Source organism: Pseudomonas sp. FW305-28 (assembly GCF_017351395.1).
Taxonomy (GTDB): domain Bacteria; phylum Pseudomonadota; class Gammaproteobacteria; order Pseudomonadales; family Pseudomonadaceae; genus Aquipseudomonas; species Aquipseudomonas fluorescens_AA.
On the sequence record NZ_JACNDD010000279.1, the window covers coordinates 1 to 2,841 of the forward strand.

The window sequence follows — 2,841 nt, forward strand, 5'->3', positions numbered from 1 at the left end:
GGAGTTGCCGGCCACGCGCCTGGCCTTCCTGATCGAGGACGCCGATGCCAAGGTCACCTTGACCCAGGCGCAATGGCTGTCGCGCCTGCCCGTCGGGCATGACGCCTGGACGCTGGAGGCGTTGCCAATCGCTGAAGTCGCAGAGCCGATCAGTGTCCAGGCCAACGACCTGGCCTACGTGCTCTACACCTCCGGTTCCACCGGCCAACCCAAGGGCGTGATGAACGAACACGGCGCCTTGATGAACCGCCTGCACTGGATGCAGGACGCCTTCCCGATTGGCCCGAACGACCGTGTGCTGCAAAAGACGCCGTACAGCTTCGACGTATCGGTGTGGGAGTTCTTCTGGCCGTTGATCACTGGCGCGACCCTGGTGGTCGCCCGTCCGGACGGTCATCGCGACCCGGCCTACCTCAGCCAGTTGATCCAGCAGGAACGGGTCACGACCTTGCACTTCGTACCGTCCATGCTGCGGGCCTTTGTCGAGGAACCGAGCCTGGTCGACTGCCACAGCTTGCGCCAGGTGTTCGCCAGTGGCGAAGCCTTGCCGGTGGACCTGGTGCGGCGCTTCATGGGCCAGCACCCGGCGGCGCTGGTCAACCTGTATGGCCCGACCGAAGCGGCCATCGACGTTTCGGTCTGGCGTTGCTCGGCGGACGATGTGATCGTGCCGATCGGCAAGCCCATCGCCAACCTGCGCTTGTACATCCTCGACGAAGCCATGCAGCCGCTGCCGATTGGCAGCATCGGCGAGCTGTACATCGGCGGCGTCGGCGTGGCCCGTGGCTATTTGAAGCGCCCGGACCTGACCGAAGAACGCTTCCTCGCCAGCCCGTTCGTGGCCGGTGATCGCCTGTACCGCACCGGCGACCGCTGCCGCTTCCTGGCCGATGGCAACATCGAGTACCTGGGCCGTCTCGACCACCAGGTGAAGTTGCGTGGCCAGCGCATCGAGCTGGGGGAAATCGACGCTGCGCTGCTGGCCCAGGCCGGTATTCGCGACGCCGCCACCTTGTTGCTGGATCAGCGCCTGGTGAGTTTCTGGTGCGGTGACGCCGATGAGGCGACCCTGCGTGCCGACTTGAGCGACAGCCTGCCCGTGCACATGCAGCCAAGCGTTTTCGTGCAACTCGACCGCCTGCCGCTCAACAGCAACGGCAAGCTCGACCGTAAGGCCCTGGCCGCCGCGCCGCTGCCACACAGCCAAAGCGACCAGCCGCGCACCGCGCCGCGCAATGCCACTGAAACCGTGCTCTGCGAACTGTTCAGCGAGGTGCTGGGCTGTTCAGACGTCGGTATCGAGGACCACTTCTTCCAACTCGGCGGCCACTCCTTGCTGGCCACCCGCCTGGTCAGCCGGGTCCGTGAGCGCCTGGGGGTGTCCCTGCCCTTGCCGCTGGTGTTCGCCCAACCGACGGTCGCGGCCTTGGCCGAGCATCTGCGGGCGGCCCTGCCCGATGAATCGATCAGCGTACAACCGCGCCCGGCGCAACTGCCCCTGGGCCTGGCCCAACACCGGTTCTGGATGCTCAGCCGCCTGGTGCCGGAGTCCCGCGAATACCACATGCCGTTCGCCCTGACCTTGCGCGGCGAGCTGCAGGTCCAGATCCTGCGCGAGGCCTTTGAGCAGGTCAGCCAGCGCCACCTGGTGCTGCGCAGCCGGATTATCGACGTCGACGGCGAGCCACAACTGCTGATCGACGACCACGGGCCGGCGCTCGCGGTCACGTGCGTTGCGACCCAGGACTGGGCCGCGACCTGTGCCAACGCCCAGGACGAACTGATGACGCCGTTCGACCTGGCCGCCGCCGCGCCTTGGCGTGCGCACCTTCTGCAACGCCAGGACAGCGACGAAAACCTGTTGCTGGTGTGCCTGCACCACAGCGCCACCGACGGTTGGGCCATGCAGTTGCTCATCGACGAACTGACCCAGGCCTACGCCGCCGGCCTCAGCGGGCAGTCGCCCGCGTGGACGCCGCTGGAGATCGACTACGTCGATTTCGCCCTGTGGCAACAGCACCCGGACACCCAGGCCCGGCGCCATGCCAGCCTGGACTACTGGAAAAACCACTTGGGCCAGGACGACTACCAGCTCGACCTGCCCATCGACCATCCACGCGGCGCCGAAGCCGATCGTCGCGCCCGGCAACTGAGCGTCCGCCTCGGCACCCAGCGTGCCGAAGCCATCCGACAGTTCGCCCGTCAGCGCGGCACGACCACCTACGTGGTGCTGGCCACGGCCCTGAGCGCGCTGCTGGCCCGCTACAGCGGCCAGCGGGAGATTCGCCTCGGCACCCCGGCGGACCAACGTGACCACGCCCAAACCCAGACATTGCTGGCCTGCCTGGTCAACACCCTGGTGCTCCGCAGCGACGTCGACCAACGGGCCCCGGCCGAGCAATTGCTCGCCAGCCTCGAAGCCGACCTGCGTGCAGCCCAGGCCCATGCCGACCTGCCTTTCGCCACCCTGGTCGGTGCCATCGCGCAGAACCGCGACTTGAACCGCACGCCGCTGTTCCAGGTGCTGTTCTCCCTCAACTATGGGCGCGTCGACAGCAGCCAATGGCCGGGCCTGAACGTCGAAGAGCAGATGCTGCCGGCGATCGACGCCAAGTTTGAACAGAGCTGGGAAGTCCAGGATGACGGCAGCGACATGACGCTGGCGCTGGAATACCAATCGGCCTTGTACGACGAAGCGACGATGCAACGCTGGAGCGCGCAGTGGTGCGCGCTGCTCGACGCCCTGGTGGCAACCCCTGGACACACCCTGGTCGAACTGTTCCCGCAACAGCAGGACCAACAGCAACTGGACCGCTGGAACGCCACCGAACGTCACTACAG

At 66.7% G+C, this 2,841-nt stretch carries 1 protein-coding gene; it reads left to right on the top strand.

The window, feature by feature from the left end; all coding sequences use genetic code 11:
- The coding region (locus J4E53_RS30300) for a non-ribosomal peptide synthetase (protein ID WP_207268283.1) at positions 1-2,841 on the top strand (2,841 nt) is incomplete at both ends.